This window comes from Pseudomonas uvaldensis (assembly GCF_021271205.1).
Classification (GTDB): Bacteria; Pseudomonadota; Gammaproteobacteria; order Pseudomonadales; family Pseudomonadaceae; genus Aquipseudomonas; species Aquipseudomonas uvaldensis.
Window position 1 is genome coordinate 356,512 of the sequence record NZ_JAIWKS010000003.1, and the last position, 16,705, is coordinate 373,216.

15 protein-coding genes are annotated in these 16,705 nt (G+C 62.0%); 11 read left to right on the forward strand and 4 right to left on the reverse strand.

Annotation, left to right across the window (positions count from 1 at the left end; all coding sequences use genetic code 11):
- Nucleotides 1-278 precede the first annotated feature (278 nt).
- From LCU97_RS08105 to LCU97_RS08115, 3 genes are all read left to right on the forward strand, one after another.
- A complete protein-coding gene (locus LCU97_RS08105; protein ID WP_232776088.1) occupies nt 279-1,427 on the forward strand; it encodes a pyridoxal phosphate-dependent aminotransferase in 1,149 nt (382 codons plus the stop codon).
- Nucleotides 1,415-2,206, forward strand: a complete 792-nt coding sequence (locus tag LCU97_RS08110; RefSeq protein WP_232776089.1) for an amidohydrolase — start codon at nt 1,415-1,417, stop codon at nt 2,204-2,206. Before LCU97_RS08105 ends, LCU97_RS08110 begins: the two co-directional genes overlap by 13 nt.
- A 67-nt stretch (nt 2,207-2,273) precedes the next feature.
- Entirely contained in the window at nt 2,274-2,678 is a 405-nt protein-coding gene (locus tag LCU97_RS08115) for a hypothetical protein (RefSeq protein ID WP_053152557.1), read from the forward strand.
- A 188-nt stretch (nt 2,679-2,866) separates the two neighbouring features.
- On the opposite strand, the gene leuA is transcribed toward LCU97_RS08115, so the two are convergent.
- The 3 genes from leuA to xseA form a co-directional block, all read right to left on the reverse strand.
- Entirely contained in the window at nt 2,867-4,546 is a 1,680-nt protein-coding gene (gene leuA, locus LCU97_RS08120; RefSeq protein WP_053152560.1) for a 2-isopropylmalate synthase, read from the reverse strand.
- Between the two features lie 437 nt (nt 4,547-4,983).
- On the reverse strand, nt 4,984-5,805 hold the full coding sequence (locus tag LCU97_RS08125; protein WP_232776090.1) for a peptidoglycan DD-metalloendopeptidase family protein: 822 nt from the start codon (nt 5,803-5,805) through the stop codon (nt 4,984-4,986).
- 3 nt (nt 5,806-5,808) lie between these two features.
- A complete protein-coding gene (xseA, locus tag LCU97_RS08130; RefSeq protein WP_053152564.1) occupies nt 5,809-7,188 on the reverse strand; it encodes an exodeoxyribonuclease VII large subunit in 1,380 nt (459 codons plus the stop codon).
- Between the two features lie 215 nt (nt 7,189-7,403).
- Between xseA and LCU97_RS08135 the strand changes: the two genes are divergently transcribed.
- The 4 genes from LCU97_RS08135 to guaA all read left to right on the forward strand — a co-directional run bounded on the left by LCU97_RS08135 (nt 7,404) and on the right by guaA (nt 12,072).
- Nucleotides 7,404-8,171 carry a sulfite exporter TauE/SafE family protein gene (locus LCU97_RS08135; RefSeq protein WP_232776091.1) on the forward strand — a complete coding sequence of 256 codons (768 nt, stop codon included), beginning with the start codon at nt 7,404-7,406 and terminating at the stop codon, nt 8,169-8,171.
- Nucleotides 8,172-8,239: 68 nt separating this feature from the next.
- On the forward strand, nt 8,240-8,788 hold the full coding sequence (locus LCU97_RS08140; RefSeq protein WP_053152568.1) for a sugar ABC transporter ATPase: 549 nt from the start codon (nt 8,240-8,242) through the stop codon (nt 8,786-8,788).
- A gap of 157 nt (nt 8,789-8,945) precedes the next feature.
- Nucleotides 8,946-10,415: an IMP dehydrogenase gene (gene guaB / locus LCU97_RS08145; RefSeq protein WP_053152570.1), complete on the forward strand. Its 1,470-nt coding sequence runs from the start codon at nt 8,946-8,948 to the stop codon at nt 10,413-10,415.
- Nucleotides 10,416-10,494: 79 nt separating this feature from the next.
- Complete coding sequence (guaA, locus tag LCU97_RS08150) at nt 10,495-12,072, forward strand: glutamine-hydrolyzing GMP synthase (protein WP_053152572.1); 1,578 nt, start codon at nt 10,495-10,497, stop codon at nt 12,070-12,072.
- A 69-nt stretch (nt 12,073-12,141) separates the two neighbouring features.
- Here guaA and LCU97_RS08155 read toward each other — a convergent pair whose 3' ends face one another.
- Nucleotides 12,142-12,801 carry a TetR/AcrR family transcriptional regulator gene (locus LCU97_RS08155; RefSeq protein ID WP_232776092.1) on the reverse strand — a complete coding sequence of 220 codons (660 nt, stop codon included), beginning with the start codon at nt 12,799-12,801 and terminating at the stop codon, nt 12,142-12,144.
- Nucleotides 12,802-12,907: 106 nt separating this feature from the next.
- On the opposite strand from LCU97_RS08155, the gene LCU97_RS08160 reads away from it, so the two are divergent.
- From LCU97_RS08160 to tadA, 4 genes are all read left to right on the forward strand, one after another.
- Nucleotides 12,908-13,801: an NAD(P)/FAD-dependent oxidoreductase gene (locus LCU97_RS08160; protein WP_053152576.1), complete on the forward strand. Its 894-nt coding sequence runs from the start codon at nt 12,908-12,910 to the stop codon at nt 13,799-13,801.
- A gap of 39 nt (nt 13,802-13,840) precedes the next feature.
- Nucleotides 13,841-14,704: a class I SAM-dependent methyltransferase gene (locus LCU97_RS08165; RefSeq protein WP_053152578.1), complete on the forward strand. Its 864-nt coding sequence runs from the start codon at nt 13,841-13,843 to the stop codon at nt 14,702-14,704.
- A gap of 110 nt (nt 14,705-14,814) precedes the next feature.
- Complete coding sequence (locus tag LCU97_RS08170) at nt 14,815-16,191, forward strand: multicopper oxidase family protein (RefSeq protein WP_232776093.1); 1,377 nt, start codon at nt 14,815-14,817, stop codon at nt 16,189-16,191.
- Nucleotides 16,191-16,688 (forward strand): tRNA adenosine(34) deaminase TadA, encoded by a 498-nt coding sequence (gene tadA, locus LCU97_RS08175; RefSeq protein ID WP_053152582.1) that lies wholly within the window; start codon nt 16,191-16,193, stop codon nt 16,686-16,688. The genes LCU97_RS08170 and tadA overlap by 1 nt, the downstream gene beginning before the upstream one ends.
- The last annotated feature ends 17 nt before the right edge of the window (nt 16,689-16,705 follow it).

Here is a 16,705-nt window from a genome sequence, read left to right on the forward strand (position 1 = left end):
CGATCCCCCTGTGGCAGCAAGGCCTGTTGGAGTGAGGATGTGGGAGCAATGCTGTGGGAGCAAGGCTTGCCCGCGATGAACGATGACGCGGTCCAACTATTGCACCGCGGTGTGGCTATCGCGGGCAAGCCTTGCTCCCACAGGACGCACTTGCACCATGTGTGACAGTGGCATGAAAAAGGGTGCCCACCGGCACCCTTTTTCATGCCCGGCGATTGGGCTATCCTCGACCTCTCCCGCGCCGCGCCAGAGCCGGGTGCAGACGCAGAGAAGCCTTGATGATCACCAGCAAGTTGCCGAATGTCGGTATCACGATTTTCACCCAGATGTCCCAGCTTGCCGCACAGACCGGTGCGCTGAACCTGTCCCAAGGCTTTCCCGACTTCGATGGCCCGCAGGCCTTGCGCGATGCGGTGGGCCGGCATATCGCTCAAGGCCATAACCAGTACTCACCCATGACCGGCCTGCCGACCCTGCGTCAGCAGATCGCGGCGAAGATTGCCCGCAGCTACGGTGCCGGTGTCGATGCCGATCAGGAAGTCACCGTGACCCCTGGCGCGACCCAGGCGATTTTCTGCGCCATCGCGGCGGTGGTCCAAAGCGGCGACGAAGTGATCGTATTCGATCCCAGCTATGACAGTTACGAACCCGCCGTCCAACTGGCCGGTGGGCGTTGCGTGCACGTTCAACTGGGCCTGGATGACTTTGCCATCGATTTCCAGAAGCTCGGCGAAGCCCTCAGCCCGCGTACGCGCATGATCATTCTCAACACGCCGCACAACCCCAGTGGCGCCCTGATCAGCCGCGCCGAACTGGACCAGTTGGCAGCGCTGATCCGTGATCGCGACATCTATCTGGTCAGCGACGAGGTCTATGAACACCTGGTGTTCGACGGCGTGCCCCATGTCAGCGTCCTGGCCCATGAGGAGCTGTATCAGCGGGCTTTCGTGATCAGTTCGTTCGGCAAGACCTATCACGTCACCGGCTGGAAGACCGGCTACGTCGTGGCGCCACCGGCCCTGACGGCCGAGCTGCGCAAAGTGCACCAGTACGTCAGCTTCTGCGGCGTCACGCCCTTGCAGTATGCCTTGGCCGACTACATGGCCGATCATCCGGAACATGTCGAACAATTGCCCGGCTTCTACCAGGCCAAGCGCGACCTGTTTTGCGATCTGCTGGCCCCGTCGCGTTTCAGCTTCAAGCGGGTGGCCGGCACTTATTTCCAGTTGGTGGACTACTCCCGGATCCGCCCGGACCTGAACGACGTCGACATGGCAGTCTGGATGACCCGCGAGCACGGTGTGGCGGCGATTCCGGTGTCGGTGTTCTACCAGAACCCACCTCAAGGCCAGCGCCTGGTGCGGCTGTGCTTTGCCAAACGTGAGGAGACGCTGCGCGAAGCGGCGCAAAAGCTATGCGTGATCTGAGTGCGTTGCCCAATCTCAATGTGGCGTTGATCCAGACCACCCTGGCGTGGCATGACCGCGAGGCCAACCTCGAACATTTCGACGGCTTGCTGGAACAGGCAAGCGGCGCGGACTTGATCATCCTGCCGGAGATGTTCACCACCGGTTTCTCCATGGAGTCCGAGGCGCTCGCGGAGCCGGAGCAGGGGCCCACCAGCGTGTGGCTCCGGACCCAGGCATCGCGGCTGGACGCGGTGATCACCGGCAGCCTGATCGTCCAGGCCGCCGACGGCAGCCACCGCAATCGCCTGCTCTGGGCCCGACCGGACGGCGAAGTGCTGCATTACGACAAACGTCATCTGTTCCGCATGGCCGGCGAGCACAACCACTACACGCCGGGCGACCGCCAGGTGCTGTTCGAGCTCAAGGGCTGGAGGGTTCGCCCGCTGATTTGCTACGACCTGCGTTTCCCGGCCTGGAGTCGTGACGCCGAGGACACCGACCTGCTGTTGTACACAGCCAACTGGCCGGGCGCCCGGCGCCTGCATTGGAACCGCCTGCTGCCGGCACGGGCCATCGAAAACCTGTGTTATGTGGCGGCGGTGAACCGCATCGGCACCGACGGCAAGGGTTTCGCCTACGCCGGTGATAGCCAGGTGCTGGATTTCCAGGGCGAAACCTTGCTCAGCGTAGGGGAGGCCGACGGCGTATTCATGGTGAGTCTGAATGCGGCGGATCTGGCGGCGTATCGCACGCGTTTCCCGGCGAACCTGGATGCCGACCGATTCGAATTCATCTGATTGAAACGATTCAGCCCTCAAGAAGTGTCAGGGCAGGCCGATAAACGGGCAGCCAAGGAGAACACCTATGACCACTATCAGCGCAACGATTGCTAGCCCTTACGCGATGTCGACGCCTAAAGTCTCGATCAAAGGGGCGACTGACGATACGACTGCATCGACGAAGGCCGGCAGCGAAAAGGAAACGTCACTGAAGGTCGATACCAGCGGCGCCAACGTCGCCGGTGCACCCGCCAGCAAGGGGGTGGATATCATCGAGCAGATCAAGAAGCAGATCGAGCAGACCGAAAAGCTGTTGGCCCAACAGCAAGCGCAGTTGGCCCGCGTGCAGAAGAGCCAGGCCAGTGAAGAGCAGAAGGCTCAGCAGGCAATGGCTATCCAGACCCAGATCATGGGCACCCAGGCTGCCTTGCAGACCCTGCGCGGCGCGTTGTTGCAGGCTATGACGGTTGGGGTTGATACCCACGCCTGAGATGCTTGTCGTCTGGTAGAGCCCTTTCGCGAGCAAGCCCGCTCCCACAGTGGATCCGTGATCATCACAAATCCCATGTGGGAGCGGGCTTGCCCGCGAAGAGGCCAGAACAATCAGCATAAAACTACCGGCCAAACAAAAGGCCCCAAGGTTCGCACCTAGGGGCCTTTTTGCATCTCAACGATGGATCAAGCCGCTTTGGCCTCAGGCTGGCTCAGCGAACGGTTCAGTGCACTGAACAGCGCCTTGAAGCTGGCGGTGGTGATGTTTTCATCGATGCCCACGCCGTGCACCGGACGCTCGCCGTTGACGCGCAGTTCGATGTACGCCGCCGCCTTGGCGTTGGTGCCGGCGCCGATGGCGTGTTCGTTGTAGTCCATGATTTCCACGGGAATCGGCAGGCCGGCCACCAGGGCTTCCAGCGCACCGTTGCCCTTGCCGCGCCAGTGCAGGTTGGTTTCGCCCTGGCCTTTGCTGGCCACTTCCACTTCCACGGCGCTGTGGCCGTTTTCTTCCTGCAGGCGATGGCTGACCAGCGCATACGGGGTGTTGGCTTGCAGATACTCGCGTTGCAGCAGGCTGTGGATCTGCTGGGCAGTCATCTCCAGGCCCAGGCGATCGGTTTCGCGTTGCACCACCTGGCTGAATTCGATCTGCATGCGACGTGGCAGGCTGATGCCGTATTCCTGCTCCAGCAGGTAGGCGATGCCGCCCTTGCCCGACTGGCTGTTGACGCGAATCACCGCCTCGTAACTGCGGCCGATGTCGGCCGGGTCGATCGGCAGGTACGGCACTTCCCAGAGAGCGTCCGGTTTCTGCTGGGCGAAGCCCTTGCGGATAGCGTCCTGGTGAGAGCCGGAGAACGCGGTGTGGACCAGGTCACCAACGTATGGATGACGTGGGTGGACCGGAATCTGGTTGCACTCTTCGACCACTTTGCGCACGCCGTCGATGTCGGAGAAGTCGAGTTCAGGGTCGACGCCCTGGGTGTAGAGGTTCAGGGCCACGGTCACCAGGTCGACGTTGCCGGTGCGCTCGCCGTTGCCGAACAGGCAGCCTTCGACACGGTCGGCGCCGGCCATCAGGCCCAGCTCGGTGGCGGCTACGCCGGTGCCACGGTCGTTGTGGGTGTGCAGGCTGATGAGCACGCTGTCACGGCGGTTGATGTTGCGGTGGAACCACTCGATCTGGTCGGCGTAGACGTTCGGGGTGGCGACTTCCACGGTGGCCGGCAGGTTGAGGATCACCTTGCGCTCGGGCGTCGGGTTCCACACTTCGATCACGGCGTCGCAGACTTCCTTGGCGAACTCCAGCTCAGTGGCGCTGAAGGTCTCCGGCGAGTACTCGAACTGCCATTGGGTTTCCGGCTGCTGGGCGGCGTATTTGACGAACAGCTTGGCCGCGTTCACCGCGATTTCCTTCACGCCTTCCTTGTCCTGGTTGAACACGATACGGCGGAACGATGGGCTGGTGGCGTTGTAGAGGTGAACGATGGCTTTCTTCGCGCCGCGCAGGGATTCGAAGGTACGGGCGATCAGGTCTTCACGGGCCTGGGTCAGCACCTGGATGGTGGTGTCGTCTGGGATGTGGCCTTCCTCGATGAGGGTGCGCACGAAGTCGAAGTCGGTCTGCGAAGCGGCTGGGAATGACGCTTCGATTTCCTTGACGCCAACGGCGACCAGGGTTTTCCAGAAGCGCAGCTTCTTGACCGCGTCCATCGGCTCGATCAGCGATTGGTTGCCGTCACGCAGGTCTGAACTGCACCAGATCGGCGCGGTAGTGATGGTCTTCGACGGCCAGGTGCGATCCGGCAGGTTGATGGTCGGGAACGCACGGTATTTGGAAGACGGGTCTTTGAGCATGCTCATGAGCGGAATCCTTTATTATCGTGGCCGGAAAAAGGCGGCCTGCCGGTGGTTCGAAGGGGTGGCTTCACAGCCTGGACGAGGTGACGCGAGTCAGCCCGGCAGTCGTGCGCTGACGAGGCACAGACTGCGGTGCTGGCGAAGCTGGATGAGGGTGTGAGAGGTTTTCATGCCCTCAACCCTAACCGCGTGGGGGAAGGATCGCAAGCAGTCGGGAAAAATTGAGAGAAGTTTTGCTTTGGGAAGGTTTGGCGAGATTTAATCGCGTATTCCGGCGGGAATTGTAGTTTTATTGCGTCGATGTTTCTGGCTTGGCAATCCTTGAGTATCGGGTGATACAGCTGAAGCCTTCGCGAGCAAGCCCGCTCCCACAGGTGCAGTGTTGATCTTTGTGGGAGCGGGCTTGCTCGCGACGAGGCCAGTAGCCGTACCACAATTCTTCAGGGCTGAAACGCCCCAATGAAAATCGCCGGATCCACCCGCGCATCGTTCAGGCTGACATTCCAATGCATATGCGGCCCCGTCGCCCGACCGGTGGAGCCGACCTTGCCCACCACCGCGCCTCGTGCCAGTTGTTGGCCGACTTTAACGTCGATCTTCGACATGTGGCAGAACATGCTGATGAAACCCTGGCCGTGGTCGACGAACACGGTATTGCCATTGAAGAAGAAATTGCCGGTGAGGATCACCTTGCCAGCTGCCGGTGTCTTGATCGGCGTACCGGCGGGGACGGCGAAGTCTAGGCCGGCATGGGGGTTGCGCTCTTCACCGTTGAAGAAGCGGCGCACGCCGAACTTGCTCGACAGCGGGCCATCCACCGGTTTGTCCAGCAGTAGGTTGCTCGGGATGTTCGGGCTGAAGCTGCGGTAGGCCTTCAACTGCACGGCCATTTCGGCGTCGATGCGCTTGAGGTCCGCCGGGTTCGGGTTGACCTGGCGCTTGTTCTTCAACGTGATGTGCTGCTCAGGATACTTTTTATAGCCGACCACGAATGGCTGGGTGCTGCCGCCACTCTTGATCTGCTGGGTGCCGGGCTGGACCGTCAGCGGAATGCCGACAATCGCCAGCCAGTTTTGCTGTTCCTTGACCACCAGCAACGGCTTGCCCAGGTAAGTGGCTTTCGGCGCCTGGGGCGCATTGCCCAGATCGACCACGGCCACGCCGCCGGGTACCGGTTTGTTCAACAGGCGGGTGATGTAGCTGTCGGCGTGGGCGTTGAAGGTCAGGCAAAGCAACAGCAGTGGCGCCAGGAATCGCGACATCGATCAATCCAGTAAAGAAAGGGTGACGGGAGTCAGGTGGTTGTCTTCGACGCGCACCAGCAGTTCGCCTTTGCCGAGACGGGCGGTCAAGCGCTGGCCGGTCTGGGTCTGACCAGCGCTACGGATCGCGTGACCACGTTCGTCCAGCAGAATGCTGTAGCCCCGGCCGAGGGTCGCCAGGGGGCTGACGATGTGCAGGGTCTGCATCTGGTTCTGCAATTGCAGGCGCCGCGCTTTCAGGCCTTCATTCATGGCGCGGGGCAGGCGGGTGGCGAGGCTGTCCAGGCGATGGCGCAGCAACGCCAGTTGTCGACCGGGATGTTGTCCGGCCAGGCGGGTTTCCAGACGGATCAGTCGTTCGCGGCGGGTATCGAGGCTGCGCTCGAAGGCCCGGCGCAGACGCATGTCCAGGTCGTCGAGGCGCTGGGCCTGCTGGCGCAGGCGCTCGCCCGGATGGCGCAGGCGTCGCATGAGGCCTTCGAGGCGCAGTTGATCGCGCATCAGGCGGTCGCGCATGCGCATCACCAATCGGCGGTGCAGGCTTTCGACCCGGCGCACCAGATCGCCGGCATCCGGCGCAAGCAATTCAGCGGCGGCGGAGGGCGTGGGAGCACGCATGTCGGCGACGAAATCACTGATGGACACGTCGGTTTCATGACCGACGGCGCTGACGATGGGCGTGACGCAGGCATCCACCGCCCGAGCCACGGCTTCCTCGTTGAAGCACCACAGGTCTTCCAGCGAACCGCCGCCCCGGGCCAGGATCAGCGCATCGAAGCCCCGGGCGTCTGCCAATTTCAAGGCGCGGACGATCTGTGCAGTGGCCTCGCGGCCCTGGACGGCGGTAGGGATCAGCGTCAGAGAGATTTGCGGCGCGCGGCGGCGGAAGACGCTGATGATGTCGCGGATTACCGCACCGGTGGGCGAGCTGATGATGCCGATACGTTGCGGATGGGCCGGCAATGGGACTTTACGCTCGGCGCTGAACAGGCCCTCGGCACTGAGTTTTTCCTTCAGGGCATCGAAGGCCAGGCGCAGGGCGCCATCGCCGGCCGGCTCCACGGTGTCGAGGATCAGTTGATAGTCGCCACGGCCCTCGAACAGCGAGACCTTGCCGCGCACCTTGACGGCCAGCCCGTCCTTCAACGCCTGGCGTACCCGCGCGGCGTTCTGCCGGAACAGTGCGCAACGCACCTGGGCGCCGCTGTCCTTGAGGGTGAAATACACATGGCCGGAGGCCGGCCGGGCCAGGTTGGAAATCTCGCCCTCGACCCAGATGTTGCTGAACACGTCTTCAAGCAACACCCGCGCACGGCCGTTGAGCTGGCTGACAGTCAGGACCTCGCGGTCCAGGCCCAGTCGGGCAAAGGGATCTTTAATCATGGGCGGCATGATAAGGGCATTTGTGGCTCAAGCTCCATGTGTCGAGACAATTAGACCGAGTCGTCCTCTTCGCGAGCAAGCCCGCTCCCACCCGTACAGTGTCGATCCTGTGGGAGCGGGCTTGCTCGCGAAAGCGACGGTACAGCCATCATAAATGCTGGATAAGCCACTGACCTCTGGCTAAAGTCGCCGCTTCGTCAGCAAGGAAGTGCCGGATGAATCTTCTGCCGTGGTTGGGCCAGTGGGCCTTCGCTCCAATGGATTGGCTGGTCATCGGCCTCGCCATTGCCCTGGCTTACATCGTGTTCGGCATCGCCGGGTTCGGTACGGCACTGGTGGCCGCGCCGATCCTGTTGCTGTTCATGCCGTTGTCGAAGATCGTGCCGCTGCTGGTGCTGCTGGACTTTGTCGCCGCGTTCGGCAACCTGCTGCCTTCACGCCGGGATGTGGCCCGGCCGGAGCTGCTTCGGCTATTGCCATGCATGGCGGTGGGCTGCACCCTGGGGGTGATTTTCCTGCTCAACCTCAAGTCCGATCTGTTGCTATTGTTGATGGGCCTGTTCATCAGTGCCTATGCGATCTACAGCCTGTGGATAAAGGCCCGGCCCGCGCAACTGTCGGCCCTGTGGGCGATTCCGATGGGCACGGTGGGCGGATTGTTCGGAGCCTTGTTCGGCAGCGGTGGCTTCTTGTATGCCATCTACCTGAACAGTCGGCTGCCCAAGGAGCCTGCACGCGCCACTCAAAGTGCGCTGATCAGCTGCAGCACCGTGGTGCGGCTGAGTCTGTTCGCTGTCGCAGGCGTGTATGCCGAACTACCCTTGTTGCTACTGGCGCTGTGTTTGTTGCCGGCCATGGCGCTGGGTTTGTGGATAGGGCGTCACTTGACCATGAGGATGTCCCGCGAGGCGTTCGTGCGTCTGGTAACCTGGCTGGTTCTCGCCAGCGGCATCGCCTTGATCATGCGATACCTGAGCGCTTGACCTGGCTCGGCCAGGGATTAAGCTGCCGGCCTCCCATCGCACCGCAACGCATACCGCCAGGCCGTACCATGAATTCGCAAAGCATCATCGTTCCGAGAATTTCCACGCTGCCGGTCCACGAACCTCGGGCCCGGGCCATCCTTCGCTGGTTGGTGCGCAAGAATATCGTCGAGGAACAACTGACCACGTGCGGACGCACCGGCAATCGCATGGGCCATGCCATCGCCCCGGGTGCCCGCGAGGTAGTCCTGCATCCCGACGTCTTGCCGTTCGGCGGCGCGATCAATGGTCTGGAGATCATCACCAAGCGCTGCATCTATACACCGGCCAAGGGTTTTCTCGAAGAAGCCGGTTGCCCCGAATGCCGCAAGGAAATCGGCGAGGCGCTGTTCGAAAGCCTGGAAGACTGGATGCCGGGCCGCACCGACAATTTCATCTGCCCTGAATGCGGTCATGAAGACGATATTAATGGGTTCCTGTTCTTGCAACCGTGCGCCTTTTCGAACCTGGGGTTCATTTTCAACAACTGGCTGGAGGCGGGGTTCAAGCAAGCGTTTCTGGATGAATTTGCCGATTGGCTGGATCAGCCGGTGAGTTGGGTGCGGGTGGAGCTGTAGAGCGATTGGTTACACCCACAGTGATGTAAGCAGGTAGCCAGGTGGTGTTCCAGCCCATCAATCAGCCCGCTAATAATAGAGAGAGTTTTACATTGAGCCCGGCGGGGTGCATGAGTATAATGGCGCGCTTCCATTTTCCCGCTCGGGAGCCCCCGCGATGCTGCGTATCAGCCAAGAAGCCCTGACCTTCGACGACATTCTCCTAGTGCCCGGTTATTCCGAGGTGCTGCCTAACGAAGTCAGTCTCAAAACCCGTCTTACCCGTGGCATCGAGCTGAATATCCCACTGGTTTCCGCCGCCATGGACACCGTGACCGAAGCCCGTCTGGCCATCGCCATGGCCCAGGAAGGCGGTATCGGTATCATCCACAAGAACATGACCATCGAACAGCAGGCCGCCGAAGTGCGCAAGGTCAAGCGGTTCGAGGCTGGCGTAGTCAAGGATCCGATCACCATCGAGGCTGATGCCACGGTGCGCGATCTGTTCGAACTGACCCGCATGCACAACATCTCCGGCGTTCCGGTGCTGCACGATGGCGACCTGGTCGGCATCGTCACCTCCCGCGACGTGCGTTTCGAGAATCGCCTGGACGCCACCGTCCGCCAGGTCATGACGCCGAAAGAGCGCCTGGTCACGGTCAAGGAAGGCACCAGCAAGGACGAAGTCCGTGAATTGCTGCACAAGCACCGCATCGAGCGTGTGCTGATCGTCGATGACAAATTCACCCTAAAGGGCATGATGACCGTCAACGACATCGAAAAAGCCAAGGCCTACCCGCTGGCCAGCAAAGACGACCAAGGTCGCCTGCGCGTCGGTGCCGCAGTCGGCACCGGCAAGGACACCGGTGATCGCGTCGCCGCTCTGGTCAATGCCGGCGTGGACGTGGTTGTCGTCGATACCGCCCACGGTCATTCCAAAGGTGTGATCGACCGCGTTCGCTGGGTCAAGCAGAACTTCCCTGACGTGCAGGTGATCGGCGGCAACATCGCCACCGGCGCCGCTGCCAAGGCACTGGCCGAAGCCGGCGCCGACGCGGTCAAGGTCGGTATCGGCCCTGGCTCGATCTGCACCACCCGTATCGTCGCCGGTGTCGGCGTGCCGCAGATCAGCGCCATTGCCAACGTCGCCGCAGCCCTTGAAGGCACTGGCATCCCGTTGATTGCCGACGGTGGCATCCGTTTCTCCGGTGACCTGTCCAAGGCCATCGTGGCCGGTGCCTACAGCGTGATGATGGGTTCCATGTTCGCCGGTACCGAAGAGGCACCAGGCGAGATCGAACTGTTCCAGGGGCGCAGCTACAAGGCTTACCGCGGCATGGGCTCGCTGGGCGCGATGTCCCAGGCCCAGGGCTCTTCCGACCGCTACTTCCAGGACTCCTCCGCGGGGGCCGAGAAGCTGGTACCGGAAGGCATCGAAGGTCGCGTACCGTACAAAGGCACCCTGACCGCCATCATCCACCAGTTGATGGGCGGCCTGCGTTCTTCCATGGGCTACACCGGTAGCGCCAACATCGAAGAAATGCGCACCAAGCCTGAGTTCGTACGCATCACCGGTGCCGGCATGGCCGAGTCCCATGTCCACGACGTGCAGATCACCAAGGAAGCGCCGAACTACCGCGTAGGTTAAGGCCTTCAGCAAAAACGTAATCACCGGGGCTGTTCATTCAGCCCCGAGTTGTTTCTGATTCCCTACATGAGAATGAGTCATGGCCCTCGACATTCACGCTCACCGCATCCTGATCCTCGACTTCGGTTCCCAGTACACCCAACTGATTGCCCGCCGCGTGCGTGAAATCGGCGTGTACTGCGAACTGCATCCGTTCGACATGGATGATGAAGCGATTCGCGAATTCGCGCCCAAAGGCGTCATCCTCGCCGGCGGCCCCGAGTCCGTGCACGAAGCCAACAGCCCGCGTTGCCCGCAAGCGGTGTTCGACCTGGGCGTGCCGGTCTTCGGCATCTGCTACGGCATGCAGACCATGGCCGAGCAACTGGGCGGCAAAGTAGAAGGGTCCGACCTGCGTGAGTTCGGTTATGCCCGTGTCGACGTGGTCGGCAAGAGCCGCCTGCTGGACGGTATCGAAGACCACATCGACGCCGACGGCCTGTTCGGCCTGGACGTGTGGATGAGCCATGGTGACAAGGTCACCAAGATGCCGGAAGACTTCCATATCCTGGCCAGCACCCCGAGCTGCCCGATCGCCGGCATGTTCAACGATGATCGCCGGTACTACGGCGTGCAGTTCCATCCCGAGGTGACCCACACCAAGCAGGGCGGCCGCATCCTGTCGCGCTTTATCCTCGATATCTGTGGTTGCGAAGCCCTGTGGACGCCGTCGCACATTGCTGAAGACGCCATCGCCAGCATCCGCGCCCAAGTCGGTACCGACAACGTGCTGCTGGGCTTGTCCGGCGGCGTCGACTCTTCGGTGGTTGCCGCGCTGCTGCACAAGGCCATCGGTGATCAGCTGACCTGCGTTTTTGTCGACAACGGCCTGCTGCGCCTGCACGAAGGCGAGCAAGTGATGGCCATGTTCGCCGAGAACATGGGCGTCAAGGTGATCCGCGCCAACGCCGAGGAACAGTTCCTGGCCAACCTGGCCGGCGAGTCCGACCCGGAGAAGAAGCGCAAGATCATCGGCCGGACCTTCATCGACGTGTTCGACGCCGAATCTTGCAAGCTGGACAACATCAAGTACCTGGCCCAAGGCACCATCTACCCCGACGTGATCGAGTCGGCTGGCGCCAAGAGCGGCAAGGCCCACGTGATCAAGTCTCACCACAACGTCGGTGGCCTGCCGGAAGAAATGAACCTCAAGCTGGTCGAGCCGCTGCGCGAGCTGTTCAAGGACGAAGTCCGTCGCCTGGGCCTGGAACTGGGCCTGCCGTACGACATGGTCTACCGCCACCCATTCCCCGGCCCAGGCCTGGGCGTGCGGATTCTCGGTGAAGTGAAGAAGGAATACGCCGACCTGCTGCGTCGCGCCGACCACATCTTCATCGAAGAACTGCGCAAGGCCGACTGGTACCACAAGGTCAGCCAGGCATTCGTGGTGTTCCAGCCGGTGAAATCGGTCGGCGTGGTGGGCGATGGCCGCCGTTACGCCTGGGTCGTGGCCCTGCGTGCCGTGGAAACCATCGACTTCATGACCGCCCGCTGGGCGCATCTGCCGTACGAGCTGCTGGAGACTGTTTCCGGGCGGATCATCAATGAGATCGACGGCATCTCCCGCGTGACGTATGACGTGTCGAGCAAGCCGCCTGCGACGATTGAGTGGGAATGATCCTGCCTCCGGCATAGGCCGGCAGCAAGGAGCACCTCTAAGCCCGCGTAATGCGGGCTTTTTGCATTTTTAGCCTGGCGCTGTCTGATTGTCGGCAGCTCGCGTCGCGTGTGCGGCGATAAACATGGCGACGGCCGACCGGCAGTAGGATTCGATTTCGTTATCGTCCTCTGCTCTCGCTTCATCGAAGCGGGCGATGTTCAAGAGATCGGATCCTTTGATCAGTGCGGCAAACAAGCGGGCGGACTGGCGAGGATCGGGCACATTCAAAATCGCCTTCGCATGCAACTGACGCAACAGGATTTCGATCTGGGCAATGACATAGGCGGGGCCGGCTTCGTACTGGCGTTTGCTTAACGACGCTTGGTTCGTCTTGTCGGCCATGATCATGGCTTCGACACTGCGCACGTCCGGGTTCAACAGCGTGCGAAGCAGGGTTGATCCCACCGCCATGAGTTGGTCTTCGGCCGAACCGTCGACGCCTTCAAAAAGGGCCTGTGGTGCAAACTGATGGCAGCGGGTCGCGATGGCCGCGCTGAACAGCGCCTCCTTGTTCTCGAAGTGCCGGTAGATGCTTAGCTTGGATATCTTCGCCCGCTGGGCGACTTTGTCCATGGTCGTCGCCTGAAACCCCAATTCCACGAAAAGTTCGAACGCGGCGTCGATGATCGTCTGGCCAAGCGCCTCGTTGACGGGCCGGCCGCGCCGGTTCTGGCTGTTTTCAGTCATAAAATTCCAGTACTTGACAGTATCGTAATCCTTGGATTATGGTACTTCAAAGTATCTTAAAGCTGCAAGCCAATCTCCCTTTGTCCACAGCGCGGAGCCCATCACCATGAATGACGTCATCATTATCGGCGGCAGCTTTGCCGGTCTTGCCGCCGCCTTGCAGCTCGGCCGTGCCCGACGCAAGGTCACCGTTCTCGACACCGGACTGCCGCGTAATCGCTTCGCCGACCATTCGCATGGCCTGCTCGGCCACGATCACAAGTCACCGCTGGAGATCCTGGCCGAGGCGCGACAGCAGCTGGCGCGCTACCCCACGGTCCAATTGGTCAATGCCCGGGCCGAGAGCGTCTCCGGCGCCATCGACGATTTTTCCGTGCTCACTGGCGATGGCGAAAGCCTCAGGGCGCGTCGTTTGATCCTGAGCTATGGCGTCGTCGACCAGATGCCTGAAGTTTCCGGCTTTGCCGACGGCTGGGGCTCCTCCATCGTGCCCTGCCCCTATTGCGATGGCTTTGAAGTTGCCGGCAGGCATTGGGGCCTCGTCTGGTCCGGCCCGCAGTCGCACACTTACGTCAGGCTGTACCACGACTGGACCGACACATTGACGGTCTTTGCCAATGGGCATGACATGCCACCCGACGTTCGGGCCGATCTGGCGCGTCGCGGCGTCCCTGTCGTCGATGGCCGGATCACCGAAATCGACCATAACGAGAGCCATAACACCACCGTCAGGCTCGACGCCGGCCCTTCTGTCGCGGTCGACATCTTGTTCGCCCATCCGCGCAACACGCCGTCCGCGAGGCTGCATGAATCACTGGGCCTCGCCACGGTGGATACGCCCTTCGGCATTGCCCTTAAGGTCGACGAGCGCCGCGAAACCAGCATGCCCGGCATTTACGCCGCGGGCGATCTCGCCAATCCCCTCATGGCCTCCGTCACCCAGGCAATAGCGCACGGCGCGACGGCGGGTATCTCCGCTCAGCAATCGATGTTGGTTTGAAAGCGCAGATTCTCTTCTCGGACAGTACGAGGAAATGTCATGACAGAGCAAAAAGCCTATCAGGTCGCCGACTGGAATGGCCAAAGCGGAGAGTATTGGGCCGTCAACCAGGCCCGGCTCGACGCCATGTTTGCAGCATTCGGCCAGGCCGCGATCGAAGCCGCCGTGCCCGCGACGGGTGAGCGTGTACTGGACGTCGGCTGTGGCGCGGGCGCATCGAGTCTGGATCTGGCCGCCCGCGTCGGCGCGGGCGGCCAAGTGCTGGGCGTGGACATATCCGAGCCGTTGATCGGTCGTGCGCGCGCGCTTGCGCCACAGGACACGCCGGTCCTGTTCCATGTGGCCGACGCCAGCAGCGACGAGCTGCCCGAGGGCGCGTTCGACATCCTGTTCTCGCGTTTCGGCGTGATGTTTTTCGACGATCCGACAGCGGCGTTCACTCATATGCGACGCGCGCTCCGACCGGGCGGGCGGGTCGCTTTCGTCTGCTGGCGCGGCGTGGCCGAGAATGATTGGGTGCGTCTGCCCATGATAGCGATCAAAGACATTGTCCCGTTGCCCGCGCCCCCCGGTCCCGAAGCGCCCGGCCCATTCTCGTTCGGCGACCGGGGGCGCGTGGAGCGCATCCTGACGGCGGCCGGCTTCACCGATATCACTATCGCGCCCTTCGATGCTTCCATCTCGTTCGGCCAAGGCGAGACTCGGGACGCGGCGATCGACGACGCGGTGAAGATGGCATTCGAAGGTGGCCCGCTGTCGCTTGTGCTCGCGGATCAGCCCGACGACATCCGCGCCCACGCCTGGGCCGCGGTTCGCGCCGCCTTCGCGGGTCTCCCCGGCGAACGGTCGGTGGTGATTGACGGCGCGGCATGGATCGTCACGGCACGCAAACCGGCGAGCTGACATTACTTATCCGCGACAATCCTTCACTTAATATTTCTCAAGTGCAGGTGTATCGTATTCGCCTTTTGCGGGCCCACCGGTCCGTCGCGGATTCAGAGGTAGTTGCGTACATGTCCTTCACCCGTCGCCAAATACTCGGAGGCCTGGTCGGTCTTGTTGTCGTGGGCGTAGGCGCGGGAGGCGCATCGCGGTATTGGTTGGGTAAGCGGGCGGATGCCGACGCTGGCCATGACTATGAGTTGATCGCGGCGCCCCTGGATGTCGAGTTGGTGGCCGGGTACAAGACCCAGGCTTGGGCGTTCGGCCCGTCGGCGCCGGGCACTGAGTTGCGGGTGCGCCAAGGCGAGTGGCTGCGGGTGCGCTTCATCAACCACCTGCCGGTGGCGACCACGATCCATTGGCACGGCATCCGTCTGCCACTGGAAATGGACGGTGTGCCGTATGTCTCGCAACTCCCGGTGCTGCCGGGGGAATACTTCGATTACAAGTTCCGTGTGCCGGACGCCGGCAGCTATTGGTATCACCCGCACGTCAACAGCAGCGAAGAGCTCGGGCGGGGGCTGGTGGGGCCATTGATCGTCGAGGAACGCGAGCCCACCGGGTTCAAGTACGAGCAGACCCTGAGCCTCAAGAGCTGGCATGTGGACGAGCAAGGTCAGTTCGTTGAATTCAGCATTCCCCGTGAAGCCGCCCGTGGTGGTACGGCTGGGCGTCTGGCGACGATCAACGGCGTGCCGCAGGCGGTGATCGACCTGCCTGCCGGGCAGATTACCCGGGTACGCTTGCTCAACCTGGACAACACGCTGACCTACCGCATCAACATTCCCGGTGTCGAAGCGCAGATCTACGCTTTGGACGGCAATCCCGTCGATCCCCGGCCGCTGGGCAAGGAATACTGGCTCGGCCCGGGCATGCGCATCTGCCTGGCGATCAAGGCACCACCGGTCGGGCAAGAACTGTCGTTGCGCAATGGCCCGGTGCGACTGGGCACCCTGCGTTCGGTGCCCAACAACGATGCGCCCACCGCCTGGCCGCCCGCGCTGCCGGCCAACCCGGTGTCAGAGCCGGACCTGGCCAATGCCGAGAAACTCAACTTCAATTTCGAGTGGGTCGGTTCGGTGTCGGTCAATGTGGACAACGGCAAGCCGCCGAGTCTGTGGCAGATCAACGGCAAAGCCTGGGACATTACCGACAAGACCTGCGCTGATCGGCCGATCGCCACGCTGAAGAAAGGCCAGAGTTACATTTTCGAATTGAAGAACATGACCCAGTACCAGCACCCGATCCATCTGCACGGAATGAGCTTCAAGGTGATCGCGTCCAACCGGCACAAGGTCGTGCCGTATTTCACCGACACCTACCTGTTGGGCAAGAACGAGCGGGCACAGGTGGCGTTGGTGGCGGATAATCCTGGGGTATGGATGTTCCACTGCCACGTGATCGATCACATGGAAACCGGCCTGATGGCCGCCATCGAGGTGGCGTGATGCGCCAGATTCGTCCCGCCCGGATCATCGACCGCAGTCGTGACCAGGACTTCATGCGCGAAGCCCTGGCCCTCGCCGCGCAAGGTGCGGCCCTGGGCGAGGTGCCGGTGGGGGCGGTGCTGGTGCAGGATGGCGAGATCATTGGCCGCGGTTTCAATTGCCCGATCAGTGGCCACGACCCGAGTGCCCATGCGGAAATGGTCGCCATCCGCGCCGCGGCCCAGGCCGTGAGCAACTATCGCCTGCCCGGCAGTACGCTCTACGTCACGCTGGAACCGTGCAGCATGTGCGCCGGCCTGATCGTCCACTCACGCATTGCCCGAGTCGTCTACGGCGCCCTGGAACCCAAGGCCGGTATCGTTCAGAGCCAAGGGCAGTTCTTCAGCCAGGGTTTCCTGAATCACCGAGTGATGTTCGAGGGTGGGGTACTGGCTGAGGAATGCAGCACGGTGCTGAGCGAGTTTTTCAAGGCGCGTAGAGCCAAACCGGCAGACTGAAACAGGGTTTTGGGGTT

Excerpts from the sequence above, each read along its gene's own strand:
- LCU97_RS08170 (WP_232776093.1), top strand. The coding sequence starts at position 14,815 with ATGTCCTTCACCCGTCGCCAAATACTCGGAGGCCTGGTCGGTCTTGTT.
- LCU97_RS08125 (WP_232776090.1), bottom strand. The coding sequence starts at position 5,805 with ATGTCGCGATTCCTGGCGCCACTGCTGTTGCTTTGCCTGACCTTCAAC.
- LCU97_RS08110 (WP_232776089.1), top strand. The coding sequence starts at position 1,415 with ATGCGTGATCTGAGTGCGTTGCCCAATCTCAATGTGGCGTTGATCCAG.
- LCU97_RS08165 (WP_053152578.1), top strand. The coding sequence starts at position 13,841 with ATGACAGAGCAAAAAGCCTATCAGGTCGCCGACTGGAATGGCCAAAGC.
- LCU97_RS08160 (WP_053152576.1), top strand. The coding sequence starts at position 12,908 with ATGAATGACGTCATCATTATCGGCGGCAGCTTTGCCGGTCTTGCCGCC.
- tadA (WP_053152582.1), top strand. The coding sequence starts at position 16,191 with ATGCGCCAGATTCGTCCCGCCCGGATCATCGACCGCAGTCGTGACCAG.
- LCU97_RS08155 (WP_232776092.1), bottom strand. The coding sequence starts at position 12,801 with ATGACTGAAAACAGCCAGAACCGGCGCGGCCGGCCCGTCAACGAGGCG.
- leuA (WP_053152560.1), bottom strand. The coding sequence starts at position 4,546 with ATGAGCATGCTCAAAGACCCGTCTTCCAAATACCGTGCGTTCCCGACC.
- LCU97_RS08140 (WP_053152568.1), top strand. The coding sequence starts at position 8,240 with ATGAATTCGCAAAGCATCATCGTTCCGAGAATTTCCACGCTGCCGGTC.
- xseA (WP_053152564.1), bottom strand. The coding sequence starts at position 7,188 with ATGATTAAAGATCCCTTTGCCCGACTGGGCCTGGACCGCGAGGTCCTG.
- LCU97_RS08135 (WP_232776091.1), top strand. The coding sequence starts at position 7,404 with ATGAATCTTCTGCCGTGGTTGGGCCAGTGGGCCTTCGCTCCAATGGAT.
- LCU97_RS08115 (WP_053152557.1), top strand. The coding sequence starts at position 2,274 with ATGACCACTATCAGCGCAACGATTGCTAGCCCTTACGCGATGTCGACG.
- guaB (WP_053152570.1), top strand. The coding sequence starts at position 8,946 with ATGCTGCGTATCAGCCAAGAAGCCCTGACCTTCGACGACATTCTCCTA.
- LCU97_RS08105 (WP_232776088.1), top strand. The coding sequence starts at position 279 with ATGATCACCAGCAAGTTGCCGAATGTCGGTATCACGATTTTCACCCAG.
- guaA (WP_053152572.1), top strand. The coding sequence starts at position 10,495 with ATGGCCCTCGACATTCACGCTCACCGCATCCTGATCCTCGACTTCGGT.